Origin of the sequence: Pantoea agglomerans (genome assembly GCF_020149765.1) — a bacterium.
Taxonomy (GTDB): Bacteria; Pseudomonadota; Gammaproteobacteria; order Enterobacterales; family Enterobacteriaceae; genus Pantoea; species Pantoea alvi.
Window position 1 is genome coordinate 288727 of record NZ_CP083809.1, and the last position, 16237, is coordinate 304963.

Consider the following 16237-nt stretch of genomic DNA (forward strand, 5'->3'; position numbering starts at 1 on the left):
ATGTATAACCACGACAGCATGAAGAAAAATCGCGCTTTCCTGAAATGGGCAGGAGGCAAATATCCCCTGATGGAGGATATCCGTCGCCATCTGCCGCAAGGCGACTGCCTGATTGAGCCTTTTGTCGGCGCGGGTTCGGTGTTTCTCAACACCGACTATGAGCGCTACCATCTGGCGGATATCAACAGCGACCTGATCAATCTCTATAACATCGTTAAGCACCGCAGCGCGGCATTTATCGAGGATGCGCGTCGGCTGTTTTCGCCGGAGGGCAATACGTCGGAGTGCTACTACCTGCGCCGTACCGCCTTTAATGCCAGCCGCGATCCCTATGAGCGCGCGCTGCTGTTTCTCTATCTGAACCGTCACGGCTACAACGGCTTGTGCCGCTATAACCTGCGCGGCGAGTTCAACGTGCCCTTCGGCCGCTACCGCAAGCCTTACTTCCCGGAAGCGGAGCTGCTGTGGTTTGCCGAGCGCGCGCAAAAGGCGACCTTTGTCTGCGAATCGTACGATGTTACCCTGACCAGTGCGCAGGCGGGTTCGGTGGTCTATTGCGATCCACCCTACGCGCCGCTGTCGGCGACGGCCAATTTCACGGCCTACCACACCAACAGCTTTAGCCTGCGCGAGCAGCAGCATCTGGCGGAGCTGGCGTCGCGGCTGGCGATAGAGAGCCGCATACCGGTTTTGATCTCGAATCACGATACCGCTCTGACGCGTCTCTGGTATCAGGATGCAGTATTACATGTGGTGAAAGCGCGGCGTTCGATCAGCCGAAGCATAACGGGTCGCACACAGGTCGACGAACTGCTGGCACTTTACTGCTAGTCTGTTTCGTCCGCGACCAGGCATTACGCCAGTCAGCAAGGCTGGCGCACAACATTGGGAGAATCGGATGAAACAATATTTGCTGGCCCCTTCAATCCTTTCGGCGGACTTTGCCCGCCTGGGTGAAGATACCGCAAAAGCGTTAGCCGCCGGCGGCGACGTGGTGCATTTCGACGTGATGGACAATCACTACGTTCCCAATCTGACGATGGGGCCGATGGTGCTGAAAGCGCTGCGCGACTACGGCATTACCGCGCCGATTGACGTGCATCTGATGGTTAAGCCGGTCGATGCGCTGATCCCGGATTTCGCCAAAGCAGGCGCCAGCTATATCACTTTTCATCCCGAAGCGAGCCAGCACGTTGATCGCACGCTGCAGCTGATCAAAGAGCACGGCTGCAAAGCGGGCCTGGTATTCAACCCCGCGACGCCGCTGAGCTATCTCGATTATGTGATGGATAAGCTCGACGTGATCCTGATCATGTCAGTGAATCCGGGCTTCGGCGGCCAGTCCTTTATTCCCGGCACGCTGGATAAGCTGCGCGAAGCGCGCAGGCGCATCGATCAGGGCGGCTATAACATTCGACTGGAAGTGGATGGCGGCGTAAAAATCGACAACATTGCGCAGATCGCTGCCGCCGGTGCAGATATGTTCGTCGCCGGTTCGGCGATTTTCGGCCATCCCGACTACAAGAAAGTGATTGATGAAATGCGTCACGAACTGGAGAAGGTTAATGGCTCATTTCACTGATATTCGCGCGCTGGCGTTCGACCTCGACGGCACCCTGGTACACAGCGCGCCCGGTCTGGCGCAGGCGATCGACCTGGCGCTGGCTGATTTGCAGCTGCCGCCAGCGGGCGTGGAACGCGTCTCAACCTGGATCGGCAACGGCGCGGACGTCATGATGTCGCGCGCGCTGAACTGGGCGCTGGGCCGCGAGCCGCAGCCCGATGAACAGCGCGACGCGCGCGCGTTGTTCGACAAACACTACGCCGCGACGGTGGAAGCGGGCAGCACGCTGTTCCCGCAGGTGAAAGAGACGCTGCTGGCGCTGCATGCCAAAGGGCTGCCGCTGGCGATCGTCACCAATAAGCCGACGCCGTTCGTCGCCCCGCTGCTGGAATCGCTCGGCATCGCCGAGGCGTTTACGCTGATTATCGGCGGCGATGACGTCATCGTGAAGAAGCCGCATCCTGCCGCGATTTTTCTGGTGCTGGGCCGTTTCGGCGTGCTGCCGAGCCAGCTGCTGTTTGTCGGCGATTCACGCAACGATATTCAGGCGGCGCAGGCCGCTGGCGTGCCGAACGTCGCCATGACCTATGGCTATAACTACGGCGAGCCGATTGCCGACAGCAAACCTGACTTGACCCTCGACTCTTTTGATGAACTTTTGCCCCTTCTCGGGCTGCACTAATCAGGACACAAGTATGAGCAAACCCATTGTTTTCAGCGGCGCACAGCCGTCCGGCGAACTTACCATTGGCAACTATATGGGTGCGCTGCGTCAGTGGGTGCAGATGCAGGACGATTTCCACTGCATTTACTGCATCGTCGATCTGCACGCGATCACCGTTCGTCAGGATCCGGCGGCGCTGCGCAAGGCGACGCTCGATACGCTGGCGCTCTATCTCGCCTGCGGCATCGATCCCAGCAAGAGCACCATTTTCGTGCAGTCGCACGTGCCGGAACATGCGCAGCTGAGCTGGGTGCTGAACTGTTACGCCTACTTCGGCGAGCTGAGCCGCATGACGCAGTTCAAGGACAAGTCGGCGCGCTACGAAGAGAACATCAACGCGGGGCTGTTTGATTATCCGGTGCTGATGGCGGCGGATATTCTGCTGTACCAGACCAATCAGGTGCCGGTAGGGGAAGATCAGAAGCAGCATCTTGAGCTGAGCCGCGATATCGCGCAGCGCTTCAACGCCCTCTACGGTGATATTTTCCGCGTGCCTGAGCCGTTTATTCCAAAATCGGGTGCGCGCGTGATGTCGCTGCTGGAGCCGACGCGCAAGATGTCGAAATCGGACGATAACCGCAATAACGTCATCGGGCTGCTGGAAGATCCGAAGTCGGTGGTGAAGAAAATTAAACGCGCCGTAACCGACTCCGAAGAGCCGCCGGTCGTGCGTTACGACGTAAAAGAGAAAGCGGGCGTGTCGAACCTGCTCGATATCCTGTCTGGCGTCACCGGCAAAACTATCGCCGAGCTGGAAGCGGAGTTCGAAGGCAAGATGTATGGCCACCTGAAAGGCGCGGTAGCGGACGCGGTATCTGGCATGCTCACCGAGCTGCAGGAGCGCTACCATCGCTATCGCAACGACGAAGCTTTCCTGGAGCAGGTTATGCGCGACGGCGCGCAGAAAGCGCGTGAGCGCGCGCAGGAGACGCTGAAGAAGGTGTATGAAGCGATCGGCTTTGTTGCCGCGCCCTGATTAGATCAAAAAGTCAAAGCGGGAGGCTATCCCGCTTTTTCATTCTGCAGTAAAGCCACCTCATCCGCGCTGGCGCCCTGTTTCAGCCAGCTCACAGGTTTTAAATTCGTTTCCGCGTCCTGCCTAAAACCAGCGCAGCCGATCGCGCAGCGCTACCACGCTGCCGATAATAATCAGCGACGGGCTCTCTACCTGCTGCGCCAGCTCGCTGAGCCGATCCAGCGTGCCGGTCACCACGCGCTGCCGCGTGCTGGTGCCGTTCTCAATCAGCGCCACCGGCATATCCGCGCGCATGCCGTGACGCATCAGCTGCTGCTGAATATGCGGCGCCTGCGACAGCCCCATATAGAACACCAGCGTCTGCTGCTCGGCGGCCAGCTTCTCCCACTCCAGCGCGTTCTTCTGCTGCAGATGGCCGGTCACCAGCCGCACGCTCTGGGCATGATCGCGATGCGTCAGCGGAATGCCGCTGTAGGCTGAGCAGCCTGACGCCGCCGTGACGCCCGGCACCACGCTAAAGGGAATATGGTGCTGCGCCAGCGCCTCCAGCTCCTCGCCGCCGCGGCCAAAGATAAAGGGATCGCCGCCTTTCAGTCGCACCACGCGTTTGCCGCGCTGCGCTTGCTCCAGCAGCAGCTGGTTAATCTGCTCCTGCGGCACACAGTGGTGTCCGGCGCGCTTGCCGACGAAAATGCGCTCTGCGTCGCGGCGCACCAGATTCAGGATCTCCCCGGAGACCAGTCGGTCATAGACAATGACGTCCGCCTGCTGGATCTGCTGCAGCCCTTTCAGCGTCAGCAGCCCCGCGTCGCCCGGCCCGGCACCCACCAGCGTCACTTCGCCCTGAGCGGGCAGCGCCTCGCTGAACAGCGCGTCGACCAGCTCTCCGGCGCGCGCGCCGTCGCCGTTGGCCAGCGTCTGCGCCAGCCGATCGCTGGTGAAAAAGCGCTCCCAGAAAAAGCGCCGCTGCGCCATCGACGCGAAACGCTGCTTAACGCGCGCGCGCAGGGTGCCCGCCAGCGACGCCAGCTGGCCAAGATGCTGCGGCAGCATCGCCTCGATTTTTTCGCGCAGCAGACGCGCCAGCACCGGCGCGCGGCCGCCGGAAGAGACCGCCACCATCAGCGGCGATCGGTCGATAATCGACGGCATAATCGCGCTGGCCTGCTCTGGCGCATCCACCAGATTACAGAAAATGCGGCGCGCTTCGGCGGCCTGCGCCACCTGCTGATTCACCGCATCGTCATCGGTGGCGGCGACCACCAGCCAGCATGCATCCAGCCAGGCGTCGTTGAACGCGCCTGAGATCAGCGTCAGCTCGCCGCTATCGGCCCACTGCTGAAACGCAGGGGAAAAGTGCAGTGCGCCGACATGCAGATCGGCGCCGGCCGCCAGCAGCAGGCGCGCTTTGCGTTCGGCGACATCGCCGCCGCCCACCAGCAAGCAGCGCTTGCCCTGCAGGCGACAAAAAAGAGGAAAGTAGTCCATAGCGCATCCTGAAAGCGAGAGGAGAGGGCTGGCCGCCGACGCGCGGGCGTCGGCGGCGTAGCATAGCATCAGGGCGAGAAGGGGGTCAGGCGCAAACCTCGACCTTGCCCGCGTTGACCCGCACCGGATAGGCGGCGACTGAGCGCGACGCGTCCTCCATGCAGTAGCCGTCGCTGAGGCGAAAACGCTGCTTCTTCAACGGGCTGGCGACCCAGAGGCAGTTTTCATGCTCGGCGATAATGCCGCGCGACAGCACGCTCGCCTGGGCAAAGGGATCGATATTGCTGATGGCGAACAGCTCGCTATTATCGTACGGCCGAAAAATGGCGATCTGCTGGTTATTCACCAGCGCGCATACGCCGGTAGCGGGCAGGATCTGCTGCAGATCGCAGACGGGCGTCCACTGGCTCATACTTCGTTCTCCTCAATCAGGGTAACGGCGATGCGCTCCTCCGGCCGCGCCGGACGATGCTGGCTGCGCTCGGCGACCATCTGCACGTTGGGATCGCGCTGCGGCGCGTTGATAAAGTGGGCGAAGCGCGTCTGCACGGTGGGATCCTCCACCGCCTCTTTCCACTCGCAGCGCACGCGGGCGCGGATCTCGCTCAGTTCCGCCTCCAGTCTGGCGTTGATACCCAGCTTGTCGTCAACGATTACGCTGCGCAGGTAGTCGATGCCGCCCTCCAGGCTCTCCAGCCACAGCGAGGTGCGCTGCAGCCGATCGCCGGTGCGGATATAGAACATCATAAAGCGGTCAAGGTAGGCGATGAGCGTATCGCTATCGAGGTCGGCCGCCAGCAGGTCGGCATGGCGCGGCTTCATGCCGCCGTTGCCGCAGACGTAGAGGTTCCAGCCTTTTTCCGTGGCGATAATGCCGACATCTTTGCCCTGCGCCTCGGCGCATTCGCGCGTGCAGCCGGAGACGCCGAACTTCATTTTATGCGGCGTGCGGATGCCTTTATAGCGATTCTCCAGCGCAATGCCGAAGCCGAGGCTGTCGCCGACGCCGTAGCGGCACCATGTGCTGCCGACGCAGGTTTTCGCCATGCGCAGCGCTTTGGCGTAGGCCTGGCCGGTTTCAAAGCCCGCAGCGATCAGCTGCGACCAGATAGCGGGCAGATCGTCTTTCTGCGCGCCGAACAGGCCGATGCGCTGAGAGCCGGTGATTTTGGTGTAGAGGCTGTAGCGTTCGGCGACCTCGCCAATGACCTTCAGACCCTGCGGGGTGATCTCACCGCCGGGCGAGCGCGGGATCACCGAGTAGGTACCGTCTTTCTGAATATTGCCCAGGAAGAGGTCGTTGCTGTCCTGCAGCGGCGTATGCTGCGGCGCCAGCACAAAGTCGTTCCAGCACGACGCCAGCAGCGACGCTACTGTAGGTTTGCAGACTTCGCAGCCGTAGCCTGTGCCATATTTCGCCAGCAGCGCGTCGAAGGTTTTAATCTCCTCGACGCGGATCAGGTGATAGAGCTCCTGACGCGAGTAGGGGAAGTGGGCGCAGAGATGGTTGTTGACCTCAATGCCCTGACGGCTCAGCTCGGCGTTCAGCACCTGGGTGACCAGCGGAATGCAGCCGCCGCAGCCGGTGCCGGCGCGCGTTTCGCTCTTGAGCGCAGCGACGGTGTGACAGCCGGCCTGAACCGCCTTGATGATATCCCCTTTGCTGACGTCGAAGCAGGAGCAGATCTGCGCGCTGTCCGGCAGCGACTCGACGCCCATTACCGGTTTTTCACCGCTGCCGGCGGGCAGGATCAGACCCTCTGGGTTTTCCGGCAGCGGGATAGCGTTGAGCGCCAGCTGCAGCAGATTGCCGTAGTCGCTGGTATCGCCCACCAGCACCGCGCCGAGCAGGGTTTTGCCATCGGCGCTGACGACCAGGCGTTTGTAGATGGAGCGGCTTTCATCCAGCCAGACGTAGCTGCGCGCGCCCGGCGTACGGCCGCGCGCGTCGCCAATGCCGCCGACGTCCACGCCCAGCAGCTTGAGTTTGGCGCTCATATCGGCGCCCTGGAAGAGGCTGTCGCGGCCGGTTAAGGCGTCACTTGCGACCTGCGCCATTTTATAGCCCGGCGCCACCAGGCCGAACACGCGATCCTGCCAGGCGGCGCACTCGCCGATGGCGTAGATCGCCGGATCGCTGGTGCGGCAGCGGTCGTCTACGGCGATACCGCCGCGCTGGCCGAGCGCCAGGCCGCACTGCTTCGCCAGCTTGTCCTGCGGACGAATGCCGGTGGAGAAGACGATAAAGTCCACGTCCAGCGTGCTGCCATCGGCGAACTCCAGCGTTTTGCCGCCTGCGGCGTGATGCACGATCTGGCGGGTATTTTTGCTGGTGTGCACCTGCACGCCCATCTCTTCGATTTTTCGCCGCAGCAGCTCGCCGCCCTGAACGTCGAGCTGCTCCGCCATCAGCACCGGCGCGAACTCAATCACGTGGGTTTCAACACCCAGGTTTTTTAGCGCGCCGGCGGCTTCGAGGCCGAGCAGGCCGCCGCCGATTACCGCGCCGCGTTTGCTGCGGCGCGCGCAGGCCTCAATGGCGTTAAGATCTTCGATGGTGCGATAGACGAAGCAGTCTGCGCCTTCCGCGCCGGCTATCGGCGGGACCCAGGGATAGGAGCCGGTGGCGAAAATCAGCGTGTCGTAACTTACCGCGCGGCCGGTATTGGAGTGGATCAGCTTCTCGTCGCGGTTGATGGTGATGGCGCGCTCGCCCAGCAGCAGGTTGACCTGATGTTTTTCGTAATAGCCTTCGCGGACCAGAGAGAGCTCTTCGGCGGTATGGTGAGAGAAGTAAGCGGAAAGGTGAACGCGGTCATAGGCGACGCGGGGCTCTTCACAGAAGACGGTTAACGCAAACCGATCGGGTTCGGCTTTGTCGATCAGTTCCTCAATAAAGCGATGCCCAACCATGCCGTTACCGATAACGACGACATTGTGCTTGCTCATGCTTGCCTCAAGATTGCGGGAATTGAGGCTACAATAGCGCGCCGTTTTTAGCTGATATTGATATACATCAAGCGCCTTCCTGTATACCTATTTTGAGTTATATTGCTGTTTCTGAAGCACTTTTTGTAAGTTGTTTGATTTACTGAGAAAAAGCGCTGGATCACATTTTCCGCAGGCGGAAAAGAAGAGGGCGGCCTGAGCCGCCCTGTTGCATTAGTGCATAACGTGGCCATGCTGGCGATGTCGGGTGACAAAGCCCAGCAGCACGCACATCACGAACACCACGGCGTAGAGACCGTTCGCCGTCAGCAGTGCAGCGTGAACGCCGCTCTGCTTCACGATCGGGCTGGTCACCACGAAGGTCAGCATGGTGCCGACGGTGCCGCAGGTGAGAATAAAGTTCACCAGCTTGGGCGAGGCGACTTTGGTCTGCAGCGAGCCGAGGGTAATAATGGTGGTGTAGATGGCGCTGGAGCTAAAGCCCAGAATCATAATCACCCAGCGCAGCATGCTGGCGTCCGTGGCGCTGACGAACCAGTACATCAGCAGCGTCGCCAGACCCGCCAGCACCATCAGGATGCGTTGCAGATCGAAGAAGCGCAGCAGGAAGCTGAAGACCCACATGCCGATCATATAGGCGGTCCAGAAGTTGCCGACCAGCTGGCCTGCGCTGGCGATATCCATGCCCATGGTCTTGGTCGCATACTCCGGCACCCAGGAGATAAAGCCGAGCTGGCCGAGGATATAGCAGAGCGCGGCCACCGAGAGAAACAGCACGCCAACGCCCCATTTCTCTTTCTCCGCCGTCGGGCTGTTTTCCGGCTTGCGCAGCACCGGGAACTCGACGCACAGCGTCAGGATGAAAATGGCAACGTAGATAATCCCGATGCAGACATAGACCCAGTACCACGGCAGCGCGCGCGCCAGCAGGATACCGGCCAGCACCGGAAAGAGCGTGCCGGCCATGCTGAAGAAGGAGTCGGTAAACAGCAGGCGCGAGCCGCGCTGGCGGCCTTCATACAGATGGGTGATCAGGAAGGTGCCGATCGACATGGTGATGCCGCTGACCACGCCCAGCACGAACATGCAGAGCGAGAAGACAGAGAGATCGCGGCTGGTCATCAGGCCCAGCACCGCCAGCACCATCAGAATAAAGCCGAAAATCAGCTGGCGCTTCAGCGGCACGATGACCATCAGCCAGGCGTTCAGAAATACCGAAACCAGAATACCGGCGTTCAGGAAGGTAAAGGTATTTCCCATGCTTTCAATCGGCAGCTGGAAATCCTTCGCGATGTCGCCCATGACCATGCCGGTAACGATCACCAGCGCGCCGGTCAGCGCGTACGAGAAAAAGCTTATCCAGGTAAGCCCGATACGATTACGATTTGTCATGTTGTGAACCTGTGGAAACCAGAGAGGGCGGCGTAAAACTGTCAGAAAGTGTAAACGGAACTGTGATCTTAATAAATAAAGACTGAAAATCCGATTTCATATTTCATTCATAATGTGATTTGCATCACGAAAACGTTTGCGCGAGCCATTCTTGCGGCCTGAGCAACCCGTGCGTAAATAACGGTAAAACGCTGGCTCTTGTATTTTATGCTCTTTACAATCAGTCTCGTTAAAAGCTGCTCTCCAAGGTAAGGACTCATTCATGCTTAAACGTACTCTTACAGCGGCGATCGCCCTGTTTGCGCTCTCCTCCGTTTCCGCTTCGGCACTGGCCGCCAAAGGCGATACGCACGTCCTGTTAACCACGTCTGCCGGTAATATCGAACTCGAACTGAATAACCAAAAAGCGCCGGTATCGGTGAAGAACTTCGTCGACTACGTTAACAGCGGTTTTTACAACAACACGATTTTCCATCGCGTGATCCCGGGCTTTATGGTGCAGGGCGGCGGTTTCACCACCGATATGCAGCAGAAGCAGACCAATGCGCCGATCAAGAATGAAGCGGACAACGGTCTGCGTAACCTGCGCGGCACCATCTCTATGGCGCGCACCGCCGATAAAGACAGCGCCACCAGCCAGTTCTTTCTTAATGTCGCCGATAACGCCTTCCTCGACCACGGCCAGCGCGACTTCGGCTACGCGGTATTTGGTAAAATTGTGAAAGGCATGGACGTAGCCGAGAAAATTTCTCAGGTGCCGACCAAAGATGTCGGCCCCTATCAAAATGTGCCGGTAAAACCGGTAGTTATCCTTTCTGCCAAAGTCCTGCCCTGACCTGTAGCGCCGCCATCCTCTGGCGGCCTCGCCTTGTCCGTCTCCGGCAAAGGAAAAATTTGCTCCTATACTCAGCTTTCGAGAGTGTGGACAACCCTGAGCAGGAGGCGGCATGGCAAACAAACTCACCGAGAAACAGAAAAATACGCTCTGGCAGCAGCGACGCGTCGCCAGCTATCAGGCGAGCTGTCGGCTGGACGGCTTAACCCTGGCGGAGCCCGCCAGCGCTTATGAACAGGCTGACGCGGCCGAAGCGCGGCTCGATTCGCTGAGGAGGCAGTATGGCGCCGAATAGCAGCGTTGCCCGCGATCCCTATCTGTGGCAGAACGACGACGTGCTGAAAAACCGTCTGGATATCCACGACGCTGCCCAGCTGCGCAAGGCGGAGCTGGCGTTCAGCGCCGCGCGCCTTGCCACGCTGGAGCTGGGCCCGGCCACCATTGGTCTGCCTTTCCTGCGCCATATTCACCGCACGCTGTTCCAGGATGTCTACGCCTGGGCGGGCGAGCTGCGCACCATCGATATCTGGCGCGACGACACGCCGTTTTGCCACTTCGAGTACATCGAAAAAGAGGGCAATACGCTGATGGACGCGCTGGAAGAGGAAGAGGGGCTGCGCAACCTGGAGCAGACGGATTTCGTGGCGCGCATCGCGCACTACTACTGCGAAATTGCGATGCTGCATCCGTTCCGTGAAGGTAACGGGCGCGCCCAGCGCATCTTCTTCGAGCAGCTGGCGCTGCACGCCGGCTATTTCCTGGCGTGGCAGAACGTCGAGCCGGCGCAGTGGCACGAGGCTAACCAGGCGGGGGCGGATGGCGATCTGGCGCCGCTGGAGGCGGTATTCGCCAGCATCGTGAGTCGCGCCAGCCTGTAAAACGCGTAGAATAGCGGCGGTTTTCTCAGTCAGGACGGACTATGCTGCTGCTAATCGACAACTATGACTCCTTTACCTGGAATCTTTATCAGTACTTCTGCGAGCTTGGCGCGCAGGTACGCGTAGTTCGCAACGACGCCATCACGCTGGAAGAGATGGCGGCGCTGCCGCTGTCGCATCTGGTGATTTCGCCGGGGCCCTGCACCCCTGACGAGTCAGGCATTTCGATGGCGGCGATTCGCCACTTCGCCGGGCGCATTCCCGTGCTCGGCGTCTGCCTGGGTCACCAGGCGATCGCCCAGGCCTACGGCGCGAAGATAGTGCGCGCCCGTCAGGCGATGCACGGCAAAACCTCCGCTATCGCCCACAATCAGCGCGGCGTGTTCCGCAACCTCAACCATCCGCTGACCGTTACGCGCTACCACTCTCTGATCGTGGCGTGGGACTCATTGCCTGACGAGTTCGAAGTGACCGCCTGGAGCCTGAAAGCGGGCGAGCCGGATGAGATTATGGGTTTTCGCCACCGCGAGATGGCGCTGGAGGGCGTGCAGTTTCATCCGGAAAGCATTCTGAGCGAGCAGGGGCACCAGCTGCTGCGTAATTTTCTTGAATCCTGAAGTTATGTTTGCCTTTGACTGATTTATTATGCATATTTTATGACTATTATTTCACTGTGGCTTAATAAATAATCAAAGGTGGTCGTCGATGGCAGCGGAGAAAATTGCGGTAACGCGGGAAACGTTCGATAACGTCATTTTGCCTGTTTATGCACCCGCGCAGTTCGTGCCGGTCAAAGGCAAGGGCAGCCGCGTCTGGGATCAGCAGGGCAGAGAGTATATCGACTTCTCCGGCGGCATCGCCGTTACGGCGCTGGGCCACTGTCATCCGGCGCTGGTGGAGGCGCTGAAAACCCAGGGCGAAACCCTGTGGCATCTGAGCAACGTCTTTACCAACGAGCCTGCGCTCCGCCTCGCCAGCAAGCTTATCGACGCCACCTTCGCCGATCGCGTCTTCTTCGCCAACTCCGGCGCGGAAGCGAACGAGGCCGCTTTCAAGCTGGCGCGCTACTACGCCTGCCAGCGCCACAGCCCGTTTAAAAGCAAAATCATCGCCTTCCACAACGCCTTTCACGGCCGCACGCTGTTTACCGTTTCCGTCGGCGGCCAGCCGAAATACTCCGACGGCTTCGGGCCGAAACCGGCGGATATTGTGCACGTTCCCTTTAACGATCTCGACGCGGTAAAAGCGGTTATCGACGACCATACCTGCGCCATCGTGGTCGAGCCGATTCAGGGCGAGGGCGGCGTGATGCCCGCTACGCCAGAGTTTATGCAGGGGCTGCGCGCGCTGTGCGATAAGCATAATGCGCTGCTGGTGCTGGATGAGGTGCAGAGCGGCATGGGGCGCAGCGGCAAGCTGTTCGCCTATGAGCACTACGGCGTGACGCCAGATATTCTTACCACCGCCAAAGCCCTGGGCGGCGGCTTTCCGGTCAGCGCCATGCTGACGACCCATGATATCGCCTCTACCATGTCGCCGGGGGTACACGGCACCACCTACGGCGGTAACCCGCTCGCCTGCGCGGTCGCGGAAGCGGCGCTGGATGTGATCAATACGCCAGAGGTGCTGGAAGGCGTTCAGGCGCGGCGCGAGCAGTTTGTCGCGGCGCTGAAGGCGCTCGACGCGAAGCGGGATCTCTTCTCAGATATTCGCGGCAAAGGGCTGCTGATTGGCGCGGCGCTGAAGCCGCAGCACGCCGGTAAAGCGCGCGACATTCTTAACGCGGCGGCGGCGGAAGGGCTGATGGTGCTGGTGGCGGGCACCGACGTGATCCGGTTTGCGCCGTCGCTGGTAATTGAGCCCACCGATATCGAAGAGGGCATGGCGCGCTTCGCCCGGGCGGTAGAGCGCGCGCTGTCGGCCTGATTACCCTTTCCGTAAATGTCTTATCAGCCAGCGACCGTGGTGCGGCCGCTGGCTCCAGGCCAGTGACGAGATGGTATGCATAACGTTGAGGTGCTCCAGAATGCGCTTCACATGCTGTTCCAGAATCGTCGTCGGCCCCTCATCCAGGTTCTCCACGCCCGCCATCACGTTGGTCTGCGATCCCGGCCCGTCATATTCCAGCCGCTGCTGGCAGCGTTGCAGCGCGATTTCGCACGACTGCAGATAGCGCTGCGCCAGATCCGACGTCAGCATGGTGTGCTCACGGGCGAGGATCGTCATGGCGTTGATATGCTCGACGATAAACTGGCTGTGCGTGACCCACAGGCGCATATCTTTCAGGTACTGCGCGTTAAAGCCCGGCTCCTGCATCGCCTGATTGAGCGAGTTGAACAACGCATTGTGCGCCTGATTAACCTGCATACGCTGATACGCCAGCTGCTTCGCCTCCTGCTCCGGCCCCAGCAGCATCCGTAGCGCATCCTGATAGGCTTCCAGCGCGTCGTGGGCGTTTTGACGCAGCAGTCCGCTTTGCCACTGCGGCCACAGCCACAGCATGCCGCCGAAGGCGATCAGGCAGCCCATCAGCGTGTCCATCAGGCGCGGCAGTAAAAACTGCGCGCCGTTCAGCGACAGCAGCTGCAGCGAATAGACCGCCGTCACGGTAAAGCCGATCATCGACCAGCCGTAGTATTTGCGCGTTACCAGATAGCTAACCAGCGTTACCGCCAGCATAAACAGCAGCACCAGCGATTCCGGCACCGCGAAGCGCAGCGAGGCGGCGGCGATTACCAGGCCGGCGAAGGTGCCCAGCGCCCGGTGCTGGATGCGCACCCGCGTGGCGCTGTAGCCGTTCTGGCTGACAAACATAATGGTCATCAGGATCCAGTAGGGCTTGGGAATATCGAACAGCATCGCCAGCGCGCTGCCGAACATCAGCATCACGGCGAAGCGCGCGGCGGTGCGCAGCGCGGCGGACTTCAGCGACAGATAGCTGCGCAGCGCGGGCAGCAGCGGCAGGCGGCGCTGGCGGTCGGTCATCAGGTCGCGCTGATAGAGCGGCTTTTGCGTGCGCAGCACGCGCGCGATGCGGCTGAAGTGGTAGTAGCAGAAGTGGCCTACCGGATTATCGGGGTGCTGACGGGCGATCTTCTCCAGCGCGCCGAGCGGCTTCTCCATATCGAAACGGCTCGGCAGCTGGTGATAAAGGATGGCGTCGGCCAGGGCGCGCAGCCGCGCCGAGATAATTTTGGCGTTCCAGCGGATCACCGCTTCCGCATGGCTGCGCTCCACCAGCTTCTGCACCTCTTCCGGCTGGTGCAGGCTGACGGAGATATGCTCCTGCAGGTCGAGCGCCACCTGAAACGCGCGCGTCAGCCGCTTATGGCTGTTGTCGCGGCTGGCGGAGAGCATATGCATCTGCTGATAGCAGGTGTTGATCAGATCGACCGCTTTCTGCTGGCGCGCCAGCAGCGGGGGCAGCGCTTTTTCCGGATCGGTGAGCTGGGTCAGCAGGGTATATTTCGCGTCGCAGTAGTCCGCCAGTTCGCGGTAGATCAGGCTCAGGGTTTCGCGCATCGGCTGCTCTTTCCACAGCCAGAACCAGAACCAGTTAAAGAGCCCGTACCAGAGCGTGCCGCCGATATAGAGCAGCGGGGGCACGTAGATCGGCATGCGGCCAATCAGGCTCAGGGTAAAGATAGCCGCCACCAGCGTGCCGGAGAGCAGGCGGCCGTGAAGCGGGCTGATTTCGCCGGTGACGCCCAGCAGCAGCGGCAGCGCAAAGAGCACGACAGGCAGCGGCACGCCTTTCAGGGTTAACAGCTGGATCAGAAAGCTGCCGAGGGCGAACAGCGAGCCGCCAACGATCAGACGCTTAAAGAAGCGCTTATGGGGCGTATCCAGACCCGCAACGTTGCAGCAGGCGGGCACAAGAGAGAAGAGCAGGCCTTTTTGCAGATCGCCGAACAGCCAGCCGAGCGCCACCGGAATGCAGAGCACCAGCGTCTGCCGCAGGGCATAGTTAACTTCGGGGTGATAGATGATTCGACGCCACATCACTTCACTACAGGCAGTAACGGCGTGACGGTAACATCACGCCGTGAGTGAGAGGAAATCAGCGGGTGCCGTAAACGACAATGGTTTTGCCGTGTGCGGAAATCAGGTTCTGGTCTTCCAACATTTTCAAAATGCGGCCCACGGTTTCGCGTGAGCAACCAACGATTTGGCCAATTTCCTGACGAGTAATTTTGATTTGCATGCCGTCGGGATGCGTCATGGCGTCTGGCTGCTTCGCCAGGTTAAGCAGGGTTTGTGCAATACGTCCGGTCACGTCGAGGAAAGCTAAATTGCCCACTTTTTCCGAGGTAACCTGCAGACGGCGCGCCATCTGCGAAGAGAGACGCATTAAAATATCCGGGTTCACCTGAATAAGCTGACGGAATTTCTTGTAGGAAATTTCCGCTACTTCGCACGCGGTTTTCGCGCGTACCCAGGCGCTACGCTCCTGGCCTTCTTCAAACAGGCCAAGCTCGCCGATAAAATCACCCTGATTCAGGTAAGAGAGGATCATCTCTTTGCCCTCTTCATCTTTGATCAGCACCGCAAGGGAACCTTTCACGATGTAGTAGAGGGTTTCAGCCTTCTCACCCTGATGAATCAGCGTACTTTTGGATGGATATTTGTGAATATGGCAATGGGACAGGAACCATTCGAGTGTAGGGTCTGTTTGCGGTTTGCCGAGAACCATTCGCTATTATCCTCTGTTGTAATCGTGCCCAAAACGCGGGGGGAACTTGTCCCTGCAAGGCGATGAAAGCTTTAAGCGTTTCCCCTAAAGGAGATTATTCGGGCCTTATTTTGCGCCAGGCGCTTGATGTGTCCCGTCTTCGTCCTTAACAGAACGAACTATTTTCAGCACTGTTTGTAGCACAGCTTTTGCCGACTGTCTTCTGTTGTCTCGCTTCAGCAAAGGGGGGATTACTCTGGATTGCTGTTTGCCAGGTGAACGCGTACTCTGGCGGCAAAAGGGCTATTCTTGAGGTGGAAACATGCAGGCAAGAGTGAAGTGGATCGAAGGATTAACCTTTCTCGGCGAGTCGGCGTCAGGGCATCAGATCCTGATGGACGGTAACTCCGGCGATAAAGCGCCAAGTCCAATGGAAATGGTGCTGATGGCGACGGGCGGCTGTAGCGCCATCGATGTGGTTTCCATATTGCAGAAGGGCCGCAACGAGGTAGTGGACTGTGAGGTGAAACTGACCTCGGAGCGTCGTGAAGAGGCGCCGCGCCTGTTTACCCATATCAATCTGCATTTTGTGGTGACCGGCAAGGCGCTGAGCGATAAAGCCGTGGCGCGCGCGGTAGATCTCTCGGCGGAAAAATATTGTTCGGTGGCGTTGATGCTGGGCAAGGGCGTTGAGATTACCCATAGCTATGAAGTGGTCGCGCTGTAAAAAAGCGCACTGTACGTAAGGAGCGGGTGGCA

General features: G+C 59.8%; 16 protein-coding genes. 10 read left to right on the forward strand and 6 right to left on the reverse strand.

Annotated elements, in window-relative coordinates; translation table 11 throughout:
* Nucleotides 1-18 precede the first annotated feature (18 nt).
* The 4 genes from dam to trpS all read left to right on the forward strand — a co-directional run bounded on the left by dam (nucleotide 19) and on the right by trpS (nucleotide 3264).
* The gene (gene dam / locus LB453_RS03745; protein ID WP_103796402.1) at nucleotides 19-831 is read left to right on the forward strand and encodes an adenine-specific DNA-methyltransferase; all 813 of its coding nucleotides are present in this window, start codon (nucleotides 19-21) and stop codon (nucleotides 829-831) included.
* A gap of 67 nt (nucleotides 832-898) precedes the next feature.
* Nucleotides 899-1582 carry a ribulose-phosphate 3-epimerase gene (gene rpe, locus LB453_RS03750; RefSeq protein WP_103796357.1) on the forward strand — a complete coding sequence of 228 codons (684 nt, stop codon included), beginning with the start codon at nucleotides 899-901 and terminating at the stop codon, nucleotides 1580-1582.
* On the forward strand, nucleotides 1566-2246 hold the full coding sequence (locus LB453_RS03755; protein ID WP_103796358.1) for a phosphoglycolate phosphatase: 681 nt from the start codon (nucleotides 1566-1568) through the stop codon (nucleotides 2244-2246). Before rpe ends, LB453_RS03755 begins: the two co-directional genes overlap by 17 nt.
* A gap of 13 nt (nucleotides 2247-2259) precedes the next feature.
* Nucleotides 2260-3264, forward strand: coding sequence for a tryptophan--tRNA ligase (gene trpS / locus LB453_RS03760; protein ID WP_103796359.1), 1005 nt, complete (start codon nucleotides 2260-2262; stop codon nucleotides 3262-3264).
* A gap of 123 nt (nucleotides 3265-3387) precedes the next feature.
* Here the strand turns inward: trpS and cysG are convergent, their stop codons facing one another.
* The 4 genes from cysG to tsgA form a co-directional block, all read right to left on the reverse strand.
* Entirely contained in the window at nucleotides 3388-4752 is a 1365-nt protein-coding gene (gene cysG, locus LB453_RS03765; RefSeq protein WP_103796360.1) for a siroheme synthase CysG, read from the reverse strand.
* An 85-nt stretch (nucleotides 4753-4837) separates the two neighbouring features.
* Nucleotides 4838-5164, reverse strand: coding sequence for a nitrite reductase small subunit NirD (nirD, locus tag LB453_RS03770; RefSeq protein ID WP_103796361.1), 327 nt, complete (start codon nucleotides 5162-5164; stop codon nucleotides 4838-4840).
* Nucleotides 5161-7701: a nitrite reductase large subunit NirB gene (nirB, locus tag LB453_RS03775; RefSeq protein WP_103796362.1), complete on the reverse strand. Its 2541-nt coding sequence runs from the start codon at nucleotides 7699-7701 to the stop codon at nucleotides 5161-5163. The genes nirD and nirB overlap by 4 nt, the downstream gene beginning before the upstream one ends.
* 213 nt (nucleotides 7702-7914) lie before the next feature.
* Nucleotides 7915-9093: an MFS transporter TsgA gene (gene tsgA, locus LB453_RS03780; protein WP_103796363.1), complete on the reverse strand. Its 1179-nt coding sequence runs from the start codon at nucleotides 9091-9093 to the stop codon at nucleotides 7915-7917.
* 262 nt (nucleotides 9094-9355) lie between these two features.
* Between tsgA and ppiA the strand changes: the two genes are divergently transcribed.
* The 5 genes from ppiA (at nucleotide 9356) to LB453_RS03805 (ending at nucleotide 12732) form a co-directional block, all read left to right on the forward strand.
* Complete coding sequence (ppiA, locus tag LB453_RS03785) at nucleotides 9356-9928, forward strand: peptidylprolyl isomerase A (RefSeq protein ID WP_103796364.1); 573 nt, start codon at nucleotides 9356-9358, stop codon at nucleotides 9926-9928.
* Nucleotides 9929-10040: 112 nt separating this feature from the next.
* The gene (locus LB453_RS03790; RefSeq protein ID WP_033753059.1) at nucleotides 10041-10223 is read left to right on the forward strand and encodes a YhfG family protein; all 183 of its coding nucleotides are present in this window, start codon (nucleotides 10041-10043) and stop codon (nucleotides 10221-10223) included.
* Nucleotides 10210-10806, forward strand: coding sequence for a putative adenosine monophosphate-protein transferase Fic (locus LB453_RS03795; protein ID WP_103796365.1), 597 nt, complete (start codon nucleotides 10210-10212; stop codon nucleotides 10804-10806). The genes LB453_RS03790 and LB453_RS03795 overlap by 14 nt, the downstream gene beginning before the upstream one ends.
* Before the next feature lie 41 nt (nucleotides 10807-10847).
* On the forward strand, nucleotides 10848-11423 hold the full coding sequence (locus tag LB453_RS03800) for an aminodeoxychorismate synthase component II (RefSeq protein ID WP_103796366.1): 576 nt from the start codon (nucleotides 10848-10850) through the stop codon (nucleotides 11421-11423).
* A gap of 88 nt (nucleotides 11424-11511) precedes the next feature.
* Nucleotides 11512-12732 (forward strand): aspartate aminotransferase family protein, encoded by a 1221-nt coding sequence (locus LB453_RS03805; RefSeq protein WP_103796367.1) that lies wholly within the window; start codon nucleotides 11512-11514, stop codon nucleotides 12730-12732.
* Here the strand turns inward: LB453_RS03805 and LB453_RS03810 are convergent, their stop codons facing one another.
* Nucleotides 12733-14808 carry a YccS/YhfK family putative transporter gene (locus tag LB453_RS03810; RefSeq protein WP_103796368.1) on the reverse strand — a complete coding sequence of 692 codons (2076 nt, stop codon included), beginning with the start codon at nucleotides 14806-14808 and terminating at the stop codon, nucleotides 12733-12735.
* A 58-nt stretch (nucleotides 14809-14866) separates the two neighbouring features.
* The gene (gene crp, locus LB453_RS03815; RefSeq protein ID WP_224481599.1) at nucleotides 14867-15499 is read right to left on the reverse strand and encodes a cAMP-activated global transcriptional regulator CRP; all 633 of its coding nucleotides are present in this window, start codon (nucleotides 15497-15499) and stop codon (nucleotides 14867-14869) included.
* A gap of 301 nt (nucleotides 15500-15800) precedes the next feature.
* On the opposite strand from crp, the gene LB453_RS03820 reads away from it, so the two are divergent.
* Nucleotides 15801-16205, forward strand: coding sequence for an OsmC family protein (locus LB453_RS03820; RefSeq protein ID WP_103796370.1), 405 nt, complete (start codon nucleotides 15801-15803; stop codon nucleotides 16203-16205).
* Nucleotides 16206-16237: the final 32 nt, after the last annotated feature.